The 12,459-nt window shown below is 64.1% G+C and carries 16 protein-coding genes and 1 pseudogene; 11 read left to right on the forward strand and 6 right to left on the reverse strand.

What is annotated here, in order from left to right:
• From K7W03_RS13395 to K7W03_RS13410, 4 genes and pseudogenes are all read right to left on the reverse strand, one after another.
• Positions 1-861, reverse strand: a complete 861-nt coding sequence (locus K7W03_RS13395; protein ID WP_020819435.1) for a class I SAM-dependent methyltransferase — start codon at positions 859-861, stop codon at positions 1-3.
• Positions 858-2,351 carry an efflux transporter outer membrane subunit gene (locus tag K7W03_RS13400; protein WP_223308155.1) on the reverse strand — a complete coding sequence of 498 codons (1,494 nt, stop codon included), beginning with the start codon at positions 2,349-2,351 and terminating at the stop codon, positions 858-860. The genes K7W03_RS13395 and K7W03_RS13400 overlap by 4 nt, the downstream gene beginning before the upstream one ends.
• A 29-nt stretch (positions 2,352-2,380) precedes the next feature.
• Positions 2,381-3,505, reverse strand: a complete 1,125-nt coding sequence (locus tag K7W03_RS13405; RefSeq protein WP_020819437.1) for an ABC transporter permease — start codon at positions 3,503-3,505, stop codon at positions 2,381-2,383.
• A 6-nt stretch (positions 3,506-3,511) separates the two neighbouring features.
• Positions 3,512-4,387: pseudogene (locus tag K7W03_RS13410) on the reverse strand (ABC transporter permease); the annotation flags it as partial.
• A gap of 10 nt (positions 4,388-4,397) precedes the next feature.
• Between K7W03_RS13410 and K7W03_RS13415 the strand changes: the two are divergent.
• From K7W03_RS13415 to K7W03_RS13440, 6 genes are all read left to right on the forward strand, one after another.
• Positions 4,398-4,550, forward strand: coding sequence for a hypothetical protein (locus K7W03_RS13415; protein ID WP_021222963.1), 153 nt, complete (start codon positions 4,398-4,400; stop codon positions 4,548-4,550).
• Positions 4,551-4,561: 11 nt separating this feature from the next.
• Positions 4,562-4,960, forward strand: a complete 399-nt coding sequence (locus K7W03_RS13420) for a type II toxin-antitoxin system VapC family toxin (RefSeq protein WP_197672744.1) — start codon at positions 4,562-4,564, stop codon at positions 4,958-4,960.
• A 208-nt stretch (positions 4,961-5,168) separates the two neighbouring features.
• Positions 5,169-5,687, forward strand: a complete 519-nt coding sequence (locus K7W03_RS13425) for a hypothetical protein (RefSeq protein WP_020818772.1) — start codon at positions 5,169-5,171, stop codon at positions 5,685-5,687.
• A complete protein-coding gene (locus K7W03_RS13430) occupies positions 5,684-6,157 on the forward strand; it encodes a DUF6878 family protein (RefSeq protein ID WP_015460584.1) in 474 nt (157 codons plus the stop codon). The genes K7W03_RS13425 and K7W03_RS13430 overlap by 4 nt, the downstream gene beginning before the upstream one ends.
• A 3-nt stretch (positions 6,158-6,160) precedes the next feature.
• A complete protein-coding gene (locus K7W03_RS13435) occupies positions 6,161-6,550 on the forward strand; it encodes a DUF6915 family protein (RefSeq protein ID WP_015460585.1) in 390 nt (129 codons plus the stop codon).
• Between the two features lie 4 nt (positions 6,551-6,554).
• On the forward strand, positions 6,555-6,860 hold the full coding sequence (locus K7W03_RS13440) for a hypothetical protein (protein ID WP_015460586.1): 306 nt from the start codon (positions 6,555-6,557) through the stop codon (positions 6,858-6,860).
• Positions 6,861-6,999: 139 nt separating this feature from the next.
• On the opposite strand, the gene K7W03_RS13445 is transcribed toward K7W03_RS13440, so the two are convergent.
• Together K7W03_RS13445 and K7W03_RS13450 are read right to left on the reverse strand one after the other, a co-directional pair.
• Entirely contained in the window at positions 7,000-7,872 is an 873-nt protein-coding gene (locus tag K7W03_RS13445) for a nucleotidyl transferase AbiEii/AbiGii toxin family protein (protein ID WP_222886535.1), read from the reverse strand.
• Positions 7,865-8,536 carry a type IV toxin-antitoxin system AbiEi family antitoxin domain-containing protein gene (locus tag K7W03_RS13450; RefSeq protein WP_020818773.1) on the reverse strand — a complete coding sequence of 224 codons (672 nt, stop codon included), beginning with the start codon at positions 8,534-8,536 and terminating at the stop codon, positions 7,865-7,867. The genes K7W03_RS13445 and K7W03_RS13450 overlap by 8 nt, the downstream gene beginning before the upstream one ends.
• A 312-nt stretch (positions 8,537-8,848) precedes the next feature.
• Here K7W03_RS13450 and K7W03_RS13455 point away from each other — a divergent pair, with 312 nt between their 5' ends.
• From K7W03_RS13455 to K7W03_RS13475, 5 genes are all read left to right on the forward strand, one after another.
• Positions 8,849-9,544, forward strand: a complete 696-nt coding sequence (locus tag K7W03_RS13455) for a hypothetical protein (protein ID WP_015460589.1) — start codon at positions 8,849-8,851, stop codon at positions 9,542-9,544.
• A gap of 11 nt (positions 9,545-9,555) precedes the next feature.
• On the forward strand, positions 9,556-9,840 hold the full coding sequence (locus tag K7W03_RS13460) for a hypothetical protein (protein ID WP_015460590.1): 285 nt from the start codon (positions 9,556-9,558) through the stop codon (positions 9,838-9,840).
• Positions 9,841-10,230: 390 nt separating this feature from the next.
• Positions 10,231-10,770 carry a DUF736 domain-containing protein gene (locus K7W03_RS13465; protein ID WP_015460591.1) on the forward strand — a complete coding sequence of 180 codons (540 nt, stop codon included), beginning with the start codon at positions 10,231-10,233 and terminating at the stop codon, positions 10,768-10,770.
• A gap of 168 nt (positions 10,771-10,938) precedes the next feature.
• On the forward strand, positions 10,939-11,253 hold the full coding sequence (locus K7W03_RS13470) for a type II toxin-antitoxin system prevent-host-death family antitoxin (RefSeq protein ID WP_031297199.1): 315 nt from the start codon (positions 10,939-10,941) through the stop codon (positions 11,251-11,253).
• Positions 11,254-12,124: 871 nt separating this feature from the next.
• Positions 12,125-12,454, forward strand: a complete 330-nt coding sequence (locus tag K7W03_RS13475) for a single-stranded DNA-binding protein (RefSeq protein ID WP_007015553.1) — start codon at positions 12,125-12,127, stop codon at positions 12,452-12,454.
• Positions 12,455-12,459: the final 5 nt, after the last annotated feature.

The following is a 12,459-nucleotide window of genomic DNA, read 5'->3' on the forward strand; positions in this document are numbered from 1 at the left end:
TCACGCGCGGGCGCTCACCAGCCAGGCTTTCGCGCCCATGCGAACACCTTCATTATCGCAATTGCGCTCGAACAGTTCGACCAGGCTGCGGTGAACGGCTGCGCGTGTGTCGTCCCCGCTCGCCCGGACGAGATCGCCGACCTGCATGCCGTCGAGCACGAAGCGGGTGGCGCTCTCGGGATCGCTGCCGGGTCCGCCGACGCGCTGCTCGCCCGTCCAGGCGTCGAACGATATGTCACAGAAGCCGGCGCTTTGCAGAAGATCGGTGACATAATCCTGCTCGCCCAGCGCGAAGGGGCCGGGCTCGCGCGGCTGCGGCGTGGGCAGGTCGATATGCCGGCGGATCGCGGCCATGACATTGCGCTGCCACGGATTGTCGGCGATCGGCGCCCACACCGCGATGTCGAGCCGTCCACCGGCACGCAGCATCCGGCGCAGATTGGCGAATGCGGCATAGGGTTCGGGAAAGAACATCGTGCCGAAGCGGGAATGCAGCCGGTCGAAGGGGGCTTCTTCGGGCATGGCCGTCGCGGCGTCGCCTTGTTCGAAGCGGATGTTGGCAAGACCGGCGCGCTGCGCCCGATCCGTTGCCGCCGCCACCAGTTCGGGCGATATGTCGAGGCCGAGCGCCAATCCCGTGTTGCCCGTCCTTTCGGCGATCCGCCTCGTCGTCCAGCCGCCGCCGCAGCCGATATCGACCACCTTCTCCCCGGCAACATAGGCTGCTCGCGCGAGCAGCGCTGCGCCGATCGGTTCGATCATGCTCTCGAAACGGTCGAGCTGGGCGAGCCAGCGTGTGCCCGCTTCCCCCGCCCAGTCGTGCGCGGCCGGTTCCTTGCTGTTCCCGTCAGCGTCATTCATTGCCCTTCTCCCACTGTGGCACCAATTGAAACGTGTTTGGAAGTCGGCGCATCGGGCAAGTCCCAGCCCCCACCGATCGCCTTGTACAACGCCACCAGTTGCACCGCCGTTGTGGCATGCGCGCGGGCACAGGCGGTTTCAGCTTCGTGCAGGAGGCGCTCGGCCGCAAGCAGTTCAATCCCCGCGATATCGCCGGCGGCAAAACGGGCCTCGGCGTGGCCGACACTTCGACGCGCAGCGTCCAGCGCCGTTTGACGCCGCGCGAGCGCATCGCGTCCGGCGTCATAGTCGCTCAAGGCGCGCTCCGCGTCGCCCAATGCGGCCAGGACGGCCTGTTCATAGCCCAGCGCGGCCTGCCGCTGAACGGCCTCCCGCGCGCGTATCTCCGCGCGCACGCGGCCGCCGTCGAACAAGCGCCAGGAAATGAGCGGCAGGATGGAGTAGCGGGTGCTGGAGGTGTCGAACCAGTCGCCCGTGCTAAGCGCCTGAAATCCGCCGCCCGCTGCGATAGAGAGCTTGGGAAACAGTTCGGTGGTCGCCACGCCGATATCGGCGGTGCTGGCGGCGAGGCGCCGTTCGGCAGCCAGAACATCGGGGCGACGCCGCAATATATCGGCCCGTTCCCCCACGGGCAGCGCCGGCAGTATGAGAGACGATGCAGTTGCATCGAGCAGCTTGAGTTCACGTTCCGGCGGTGAGCCGAGCAGGACACCAAGGCCGAGCACTGCCGCACGCTGCCGCGCCTCTATGCCCGGCAGCAGGGCGTTGGCGGCGGCCCAGCGTTCATGGGTTGCGTCCACGTCGGCACCGGCAACATCGCCGAGCGCCGCGCGACCGCGCATGAGTTCCAGCGTCTGGTGCAGCGTCGCCACCGTCGCCCGCTGCGCGCGTAATTCTTCTCTGGCGCCGGTCGCCTCGAACCATGCGCGTGCGACTTCGGCCGCGATCCGCATACGCACGCCCTGCGCCTCCGCTTCACTTGCCTGCAAGCGGGCGTTCGCGCCTTCCAGCGCCCGCCGGTTCGCGCCGAACAGGTCGAGTTCCCAGGCCGCGTCGAAGCCGGCATCGTAGATCGTCTGAGACGCATCGAGGCCGGGAATGGACCCAACGGGCAGCGGGCCGTTCTCGCTTTGCCGACGCTGGTTCACACTGGCGCCAGCAGAAACCGTGGGCAGTTGCCGGCCAGCGGCGCGGTCTCGCAGCGCGCGCGCCTCGTCGATCCGTGCGGTGGCTTGACGGATATCGAGATTTTGCGCCAGTGCGGTATCGACCAGCCTCTCCAGTTCGGGATCGCCCAGGGCCCTCCACCAGCGGTCCAGGTCCGTTGGCGCCGACGCTTCCCCAACCGGCCGGCTCCAGCCACTACCCGTGTCAACGGCAGGTGGCGCCCGGTAGTTGGGGCCGACCATACAGGCCGTCAACGAACTGCAGCCAGCTATCAATATTGCGTAGCGCGACCATCGCGGGGAACGTCCGCCCGTATCAGACAATGACGGCGCATGACTGTGGCGGGGCGATCTCATTGCAGGCGTCCTCGAACGAAGATGGTGGCCATGGTGAGCGACACCAGGGCGATCATCGCCAATGGCCAGAGGCTGGCAAATATGTCGCCCGGCGCCATGGCTTTGAGAAAGCTGCCCTCGACGATGACCAGGAAATGGGTGAGTGGAATCGCCTGCGCCAGCCATTGCAGCAGCATGGGCATGTTCTCGACCGGCGTGGCAAATCCCGACATCAGGACGGATGGCACGCCGATGGCGAAGGCGCCCAGGATGGCCTGTTGCTGGGTCGCGCTGATCGCCGAAATCATCAGACCGATGCCCACCACCGACAGGATGAACAGGACCAGGCTGACAAACAGCAGCGCGAACGACCCGTTGAACGGAATCCGGAACGGTCCCGCGGCCGCGGCCATCATCAGAAGTCCGAGCATGGTGCCGATGACCAGCGCCGGCAAGGATTTGGACAGGATGATTTCCGGCGTGGAGGTTGGTGAGACCAGCAACTGGTCGAAGGTTCCCAGTTCGCGTTCACGGGCGATCGACAGCGAGGTTATGAGCAGTGCGCTGAAGAACGCCAGGATGCCGGAGAGGCCCGGGACGATGAACCAGCGATACGTCAGATTGGGATTGAACCAGTTGCGTACCGCCACTGGCGTCGCAGGACCTGTGCCGGGGTTGGCCTCCGCGCCGACTTCGGCGGCGATGGCGGAGAGATAACTGGCGGTGATCTGTCCCGAATTGCTGCGCCGGCCGTCGATCAACAGCTGGATACGGCCGCTGTCTCCGGCAGCGATTGCGCGCGAAAAGTCCGGCTGGATGTCGAGCGCCGCGATCACCTTGCCCTGGTCGATCAGGCGTCCCAGTTCCTGACCGTCGGTCACGCGATAGACCTGGGTAATGAAGTCGGCCCGATCGAGCCGCGCGATCAGTTCATGCGACCAGCGGCCCGCATCCTGATTATGCACGGCAATATCGACGTTGCGCACTTCGAGCGTCGCGGCGAAGGCGAACACCAGCAGTTGCAGCAGCGGCGGCATGAACACCACCATGCGGCTGCGCGGATCGCGCAGGATGCTCAGCACTTCCTTGACGAACTGGGCTCGCAGCCGGGTGAAAGAGAGATAGCCATTGTGCCGCGTCATGGCTCGTCACTCCAGATTCTTGCGCGTGGCGCGCTTGGCCAGGAGGAAAAACAGGACGCCGATGGCGCCCATCGCCAGCAGGTTCGGCACGAAGACGGCCCAGATGTCGCCGGCCAGAAAGACGGTTTTTAGCGAAGAGACGAAATAGCGCGCCGGTATCGCCCAGGTGATGGCCCGGATCGGCGCGGGCATCGCGTCGATCTCATAGAGAAAGCCCGACAGCATGAAGGCCGGCAGAAAACCGGAGAACAAGGCGATCTGCGCGGCCAGGAACTGGTTGCGGGTGACAGACGAAATCAGCAGCCCTTGGCCCAGCGCCGGCACCATGAAGGTGGCCGAAAGCAGCAGGAGCGCCGCCAGCGATCCGCGCAGCGGCACGCCGAACACGAAGACCGCCAGCGCGGTCGCACCGAGCGTGGCCAGCATGCCGAGCGCAAAATAGGGCAGGAGCTTGCCGATCAGGATCTCCGCGACCGATGCGGGCGTGGAGAGCACCGCTTCCATCGTGCCGCGCTCCCATTCGCGCGCCACCACCAGCGCGGTCAGCATGGTGCCGATGATGGTCATGACGATGGCGATCGCGCCGGGCACCAGCGCGCGGCGGCTTTCCAGTTCGGCGTTGAACCAGTAGCGCGGCTCCATCGTGACGGCTGCGCGTGGCGTCTCGCCATCAAGCCCGCCCCGCCAGGTCTGCACCACGCCCTGCGCATAGTTGGTGACATAGTTGGCGGTATTGGGCTGCGAACCGTCGGCGATGATCTGCACCAGAGGCCGCGTGCCGCGATCGGCCAGGCGCTGCTCGAAATCCTGCGGGATCACCACAAATCCGCGCAAATCGCCCGAGACGACCTGGTCGGCGACTTCGCGCCGGTCATGGGCGAAGGACCGCGTGATGATCCATCGCGATGGCGACCGCCTCATTATCGAACCGGTACGCCGCAAGAATCTTCTGGAAGTCCTCGCATCCCTGCAGCCGCTCGGGCCCGATGATCAGTTTCCCGATGTCGAGGACACATTGCTCCCGATAAAGGCCATCGACCTGTGAGCGGGCTCTATATGCTCGACACCAATACCGTCTCCGAGCTTGCCCGCAATCCGCAAGGATCGGTTGCCGCACGCATCGCCGAAGTGGGCCCGGATGCGATCTGTGTCAGCATCATCACCGCGGCGGAACTCCGCTACGGCTGCGCCAGAGCGGGTTCGCCGCGGCTGCTGGCGCAGATCGAGGCCATTCTGGACAGCCTCCAGATCCTTGCCCTCGATGTCCCCGCCGACACTGAATATGCCGGTATTCGCGCAGAGCTGGAAGCAGCCGGCAAGCCTATCGGGCCAAATGACTGGTTCATCGCTGCCCATGCCTATGCCCTGGAAGCGGTGCTGGTGACCGCGAATATCACAGACTTCTCGCGGATACGCGCACTCAAAGTCGAGAACTGGATCGCCGACCTTCATTGACCGGATGCCGGGCAATCACCGCATGGCTTTCGTCTAGCGCATCGGCTCGCTCCAGCGGCGGGCCGCCGCCACACGCTTCGCGATCGACCCTAACCCTTGAGATGACCTTCAGCTCCATAGCGGATCGGGGGGCCTTTGCCGTCCATTGACCTCATGGCCGGAGAGAGGAGGGGGGTGTGCCTTTGTGTTCACGCAACAGGAGAAGGCCATGTCCGACATCATCGACCTCGGCGGCGCGCCCGGACACGAGGATTGCGCGCAGCTCGGCCACACCCCCGACTTCGAGCGCCTCAACCGGCTTGAGGTCGCCGCCTATCGGGCCGCCGTCATCGCCCGCTTCGGCCCGCCCCCGGACGGGTGTGCCCTCGTCTTTATCACCAACCGGCACGACTTCGGCATCTATCGCACGCTCGGTCTCAAGGTCGATGCGGGCGCTTATCGTCGCGATCCCTCGGTCGCGGCCTATGTCGAGGCCGCCCAGGACGGTCTCGCCAGCTGGGTCGAAGCCGGTTTCGCGCCGCCGGTCCGCTACGACGACGGCCGTGCCCCCGCGGTCGACCGGGACCGTATCGACGACATCGTCATGGGTGCGTTGCTCGCGACGCGGCCCGACCCGTTGGGACGGTTCCCCATTCCCGACTTCGAGATCCTTCATCGCAATCTCGCCGCCGCCTACCCTCGCTGCGCCGAGGCCGCGAACCGCTCGCTTGAGGAGACACCAGTATGATACCGACGCAACTTACCTCCGACCAGGCCGCCATTCAGGCTCGTATCGAGGCCGAGATCGCAGAGCATGCCGCCGCCGTCCGGCGTGTCGAAGCGCGCTGCAAGAGCGCGTTCCTGCCTATCCTGCGGGAGCATGGTATCACACGCGTCGACATCAGCTATGATGGTGGCGGTGATGAAGGCATGATGGGCGATGTCACCGCCTATGGCGGCCAGTCTGTCCGGGAATTGCCTTCGGTGCTGTGCGACCATTACGCCGTCGACTATGGTGGAAACGTTCGCAGTTCCGCATTGCAACTGGAGGACGCCCTGTCGTCTTTTGCTGAAAATGCCGTCTGCGACCATCATGGTGGCTGGGAAAATGGCGAGGGCGCCTACGGAGAGATCGTCATCGATGTCGCCTCGGGAGGCGTGACCATCACGCATAATGCCCGGTTCATCGACTACGACACCACCGAGACGGAGCTGTGATCCATGTCTCACTGCTATTTTCATGCGCTCAGCTCGGCGCGCCGCTGGGGCGGCGTGCCGGGCGACTATATCGCCCTTCATCAATGGTTCGATGAATCCAAGAAGATCATCGCTGATCCGCGCCACCGGGCGCTCAGGCACCATGCCGAGGGGATTTTCCTGCTCGAGACGATTTTTGGCGTGACCGTTCGCAACAGCGACGGACGTCAGGTGCCGGTGCGTCTGATCGGGGAGGCGCACGTCACCGAAGATCTGGGGCGCATTCCGTCTTTCGCCGACTGGGCACGGCTCATCCAGCCGATGCCCTGGATGTTGCGCGGCAATCCCGCCGGCTCGCCGGGGCTGGATCCTGCTATTTCCGGTTCACCCGCACCCAACGCTGCTGTAGCCTGATCTCATGGATCAGGGACCCTTCAGCAAGGCCGCCGCAGACAACGCCCTCGATCGTCTCATCGCAATTGCCCGATCCGACACCGGCCAATCACGCCGGGTCGCAAACTTCCTTCTGGCCTGGTGGAACGGCGAGGATTGCGGGCACTTTCCTATCGCCGATCTGTTCGGCGTCGACGCGACGATCGCGACCCACATCACGACGATCGTCGGTTTCCTCGGTCAACATGAAGGCGCGATCTATCCGGATGCCTTCGGCTGCAAGGCCGAGATGATCGAACTGGTCGGCCGCTGGCGGGATTTCGGCGACTAGAAGTTTTCCAACGTGCAGAGCAACCCGCTCGTTATCGATCTCCTACTGTTGCTCGGGCAGGAGATGACCCGAGTTGCCATCGCGCACGGTTCCATAGGTCTTGAGTCAGGCGTCGAGCGCTTGCCCTGGCGACGGGCAATCATGCATTCGCATTCTGTCCGGGGGGCGGAACCAGCCGGTCCAGCTTCGCCATGAAGAAGCGCTCGCTCCACAGGTCGATCGATTTGAATTCAGCCGGACGCAGGAAGCGGCGCACATCTTCGGCCGCCGCTTTCCAGTCGAGACCGGCGATCGTGCTGCCCAGCGCGTCCTTCAGCCAGGGCATATTGACGGCAATGCTCTCGTCACCAGCCCACGGTCCGGCTTGAATCAGCGCCGCGCGCAGGAGCGGCAGATTGGGGGCAGTTCCCTTTGCGACATACCAGGAGAAATCGTACCAGTCCCTACCTTTGAGGAAGCCCCGGCAGAGCAGCGCATGGATCTTGAGCGCGAAGTTGGACGGCAGATCCTGATGTCGCACTTCATAGTCGGCCGGAAAATCGAGATAGGTGGCATCTTCGCCGGAGCCGGCGGGGGGATTGACATCGATTTCCAACTTGATGCGGATCGTCCGGGGCTTGCCTGTCCCGGCAAAGATAAGGTCGAGCTGGCTGGCGATCGAATCATTCTTGAGGAGCGCCTGGCGGATCGCGCTGTCCATTTTCGCCTTGGGCCGCGCGTCGAGCTTCAGGCCGAACTGGCCGAACACGTCGACCAGAACCGTGAGATAAGGCGACCAATCGAAATCCGGATCGGGCGCGCGGAGGAGGAAATCGAGGTCTTCTGAAAAACGCGGCAGGCCATGAAGGATACGCAGCGAGGTGCCTCCCTGAAACAGGGCGACATCGAAGAAATCGCCGCGCCACAGGGCGTAAAGCGCGATCTCCTGGAGGATTTCCTTGACGGCATTTTCCTCTTCGAGGGCGTTGGCCGCATCGTAGCTGCGCAGCTTTTCCTGGATGATGTCAATCATGATTGGAAGCCTTTCGGGCCATGACGGCGTATTCGAGCGCGGCGAGAAAGGCGTTCTCGGCCTTGTGCTTGTAGGTGGATCTGAGCTTGGCGAAATCCTTTCGTCGAAGCGAGACGAGCCTGTCCGGGTCGATCCGCATGCCATGGGTCAGCCATTCGACCCCGCTCCATTGTTCCTTGCGCAGGGCAACCAAGTCCATCAGCGCCCGCAAAGGCTGGGCGACGAAGGCGGTGAGTTTGCCCATCTGGACCCGATCAACGCCGATCAGGAACCGATAATCGGCAATGGCGAGAGGGTGGAAGCTGAACGCCCCGAAGTCCGGCGTGTCGAAGTGCAGCGTTTTGCGTCCCGGTGTCACGCTGGCGGTGGTGAAAACCGCTTCGGGAATCCAGCCATGCCAGGTCAGCGCGCTTTCGAGCGAGATATAGCTGCCTGGTACGAGACTCTGGGCAATGGCGAAGGGATGTACGGTTTGGCTGCGATAGTCTCGCCCCAGAAGATATGTGCCGCGCTTCACCCGAAGCAGGGAGCCATCCTTGAGGGCACGGTTTACGAGGCCGTAGCGCCGCGCATCCCCGCCGCCCAGCAACCGCCCAAGCTGGCGTTCGCTCAGGATATGGTCGGCCAGCCCTGCTGCCGTGATCTGCTGTGCCAAGGATGACATGAATTTCCTCATACTTCCAAATTGTGAAAGTTTCCAGAAATTATCGGATGAGCGGCCAGAATGAGCAAAACCTTCCCCGGCGCGCCGCAGGCCTTGTCTCCCGACGTGCTGGTGTCGGCGATACGCTTGGACTCGCTGACGGTGCCCACGCCTTCTGTAAGCCACTGACCGAGACCGAGGCTCTCCTCCGCGCGCCTCGCCGCATCTGCGCTTCGCGCACGCAAAGAGGAGCAGGGAAGGGGGAAGGGGCAGGACATGTCTCCGAGGCCGGAGACCTGACTGTCCCGAACCTATTTTTCGCGAGGAGCGAACATGGCCAACCATTTCGTCAAAGCGAGCTTTGTGCTCACCGTTACCGAGGCCGAGGCCGAAGTCCTGCGCCAGATCGAAGATGCTACAGGAATTCTCGATGATTCTGGTTTCGAGCAGGATGAACTTGCCGCAGCTTATGCCGCGCTCGGCGAATCCTTCACGTCGTGCTTCCCGTCGATCGAGGCCGATCCCTTCGGTGGATTTCGCGCGATCTTCAGCGATCTCGATTATCCACGCCTCAGCTTCTCGCTGCAGGTCGATCCGTCCGATGGGTCAGGCCGTTGCAAGGTCTGGTTCTACGGCGACCAGGTCGATGTCGAAACCGCCGCGCTGCTGATCCAGGCGACCGCGAAATCGGCTCTGCCGTTTGGCTTCGAATATGCGCTCGATTGCGATCGCCTGCGCCCCGGTGAGTTCGGCGGCGGCTATGTCGTCATCCGCGAAGACGGGCTCGAGTTCGCAGGTTCGTCCCGGCTCCTCGATCGCGCTATCGCGCGCGGTCACCACGAAGGTGTCGACGGATACGTCCTTGTCACGCGCGACGCAGAGGCCGGCCTGCTCTTCTGGAACAGCCATTCGGGCTTCGGCTCGCTTGCTGGCGCCACGGTGTTTTCCGAGGCCGAGGCCGCGAACTTCGATCCGCCCATTGCCGACGACCAGCCCGAATGGCTGGCGCTCCCGGCCCCACTCAACTGAAGGAGCCGCACATGCGCTACATCATCGCCCTTTATGAGATTGACCGCGCCTATGGTGGAGCAGAAGAGGGTGGCTGGTGGTACGACACCGGCGAGTTGGCCCGCCTTCTCGCGCTGGCGCCGACCGAAGCGCGGGCCATCCAGTTGGCTGACCGCGCCAACCGCCTGCTCGAACGGCTACAGCGTCATCGTCGCCGCGTCGATTCCGTCCTTTATGATGGCGGCCGTTATACTGCCATCGTCTTCGAATGGACGGCGCCCCCGGCCTTTCCCGAGGTCCGGCCGCACTACGCCTGAACGCGACTGTCCGCCGTTGACGGGCCACCATCCCAGATTGCGGTCCTGCGGAATAGCTGCGCACGGAAGAAGCCCAGTCGAATTCCGGCATCCTGGAGCCAACTCGCCAAAGCCAGCGGCCTGACGCGCGAGCGTTTCGCGATGGCCGATCATCTCCTGCGTCTGATCTGCTGCCCGACGATTGGCGTCGGGGGTGGGGTTGATCAGGCCGGGACCAGGCGGGGGCTGTTCGGATCGATCCATGGATCGACCGGATCGTCCCGAGGCCGCGGACGCGGGCCTCGGCTATGGCGCTTGCGCGCTGGCTCGGCCGAACGGCCGAGGAGAGGAGGGGGAGGAAGGACGGTGTCCCGGACACAGTGTTCGAGACCATCATCCAGGAGACTTTCCATGAACATTGGTTCGATCAAGCAGAATGAAGGCGGTATTTTCGTCGGCAAGATCGAGACGCTGACGATTGCGATGACGATTGCGCTGCGCGAGGTGCACTCGGCCAATCCGAAGGCGCCGAAGTTCGAGGTGCTGGCGCTGTCGGCATCGCGGGCGTGGGTGCAGGTTGGGGCGCTGTTCGAGCTGTTCTCGAACGGCACGGGCGAGGCGTTCCTCAACGGGAAGATCGAGGATCCGAGCCTGGCGGCGCCGCTTTACATTTCCGCGTTCCGCCAGGAGGACGGCAGCTACAACGTGGTCTGGTCGCGTCCGACGCGGCGGCGCGACCTCGCCTCGGAGATGGCGCGCAAGGCCGATGACGCGCTGCCGCCGCTGCCCGGCGAAGGCGAAACCGCCGGCGCGCCGGCCCAGGGCGCCGAGGCCGGCCTCGGCCAGTCGTCGGCAGAGCACGCCTTTGGTGGCGAACAGCCCGAAGGCGGCCGGCGTCAGCGTCGTCAGCGTACGGCCGAACAGGTGGAGGAACCCGAAACCGTCAGCTGAAATCCCCCCGTCGTGCCCGGTCCCGCGCCTCCAGGCCGGGCACGATTCCCGCAGGGTCCGCTTCGTTTCACGCGAAGCGGACCCTGTTCTTGTTTGGCGGCGGTATTTCTCGAACTTACTAAAATTGCCATATTTGGTATATGCCGATTATTCCGCCTGGACCGTGCCATGAATGCGGAAACCTTGCGGTCGACAACGAAGAAGAAAGTTCCGCGGACGGCCTTCCACAATCATACCGGTCAATATCCGGATATCAGCCAGCGAGAACCAATCACCGTCACAAAACATGGGCGTCCAGACATCACTATTGTCGAGGCCGCCTATTTCGAACGGCTCGCCGCTGGACAGATTCTTGCGGTGTTCGATCTTAACGCCGCCGATGCCGATCAAATGCCCGACGCGCATCGGGATCTTTTCGAGGCCGCGAAGCCCTCCGCCGAAGAAATAGGACAGGACGTTTGGAACGATGACGCCGCTCCTTAAGGTCGGCGACATCCTCCACTGTGTCTATCTCTTCACCCGTGACCAGTAGGCCGGTCGGGACGAGGGCATCAAGACACGTCCAGTCATTGTGATCGCTGTGCAGAGTCAGCGCGCTTTCACGGCCGCGATCGCCACGAAGAGCGACAAGGCGGGCCAGGAGCTGGCCATTCCCGACGCCGTTGGCGATCCCGCCGGCTCGCGCACGGCACGTCAGTGGTCATCGACCAGTATAATCATTTCACCTGGCTCGGCTTCGATATCCGCCCCGTTACAGCCGAACCTTCCCGGTTCCCATCCGGCGGCCGTGACAGTCCCCACCGCAGCACCGGTGATCACCTGCCGCCGTGACGGCTGCGATCAGCGGCGCCCTTCCTGCCGAAGCGCGGGATCCGGCGCGCTCGCCCGGGACGGACCCGCCGGCCAATCTCATCGTCTCTGGAATGTGGCCCGGCCTCCGGCTGCAGGCGGCCCGCGGGATCATCGAGGCGGTCGGCGCACACCGCGCCCACTGGCGGCCGCCTTGACCGGAGCCCGCGACCGGGCAAAGCAGGAGGCCCATCGCCCGGCCATCGGCCGCGCTGGTTGAGGGCAAGCGGCCGGGATCGAGCCTTCCACAGTCGGTGCGTCCCCGTCTCCTGTCCGCCATCCGGCCACCCGCTTGTCGGGATGAACGCTACGCCCGTGCGGGACCGTCGCAACCCCCGATTTTGCGGCCGTGTTGAGGCCTGGCGGCCTCTGCCCGCACCACCCGAAAAATCGCAGGTTCCCCGTCGCTGGCGCTCCGGTGCGGCGCTCCCTCGTTCACGGGCTTTCGCGACTGTTCATCCCAGCGGGGTCGGCCCGCTGACGGACACGCGAAAGGTACACGACCATGAACAAGGTTTTTCTCTCAGGCCGCATCACCTCTGACATCAGCCGCTTCGGCACCGACAGCAAGGGCGGCGTCAGCTTCAGCCTCGTCACCTCCAAGCCGGTGATCAAGGACGGCCAGGTCCAGAAGGACGACAACGGCTACACCGAGACCTACGACGAGTTCCACACGGTGAAGGCCTTCAACGGCCTCGGCAAGTCGGTCGCCAACCACAAGAAGAAAGGCGACAAGCTGATGGTCGTCGGCGAGATCCGCTACAGCCGCAACGAGCGCGATGGGCGCACCTACTACAACACCGACATCGTCGCCGAGGAAATCGAGTTCCTCTGATCCCT

The organism is Sphingobium sp. PNB (assembly GCF_019873065.1).
GTDB lineage: Bacteria > Pseudomonadota > Alphaproteobacteria > Sphingomonadales > Sphingomonadaceae > Sphingobium > Sphingobium fuliginis.